This window comes from Bacteroides finegoldii DSM 17565 (assembly GCF_000156195.1).
Taxonomy (GTDB): Bacteria; Bacteroidota; Bacteroidia; order Bacteroidales; family Bacteroidaceae; genus Bacteroides; species Bacteroides finegoldii.
On the sequence record NZ_GG688330.1, the window covers coordinates 16448 to 16732 of the forward strand.

At 52.6% G+C, this 285-nt stretch carries 1 pseudogene; it reads left to right on the plus strand.

The features are described 5' to 3' along the window. A pseudogene (locus tag BACFIN_RS04415) lies at positions 1–285 on the plus strand (AAA family ATPase); the annotation flags it as partial.

The following is a 285-nucleotide window of genomic DNA, read 5'->3' on the forward strand; positions in this document are numbered from 1 at the left end:
CTATCTACCACTCACCGGATATTGGGCTGGTCATCATAGACGGCATCCGGGATATGGTGTACGACATCAACAGCCCCGGTGAATCCACCCGCATCATATCCAAGCTGATGCAGTGGACGGACGACAGGCAGATTCATATCCATACGATACTGCATCAGAACAAGGGGGATGAGAACGCAAGAGGGCACATTGGTACGGAACTGAACAACAAGGCGGAAACAGTCCTGCTGGTGGAAAAGGACAAGGGGAACAGCGACATCAGCCATGTTTCCGCCATGCACATCG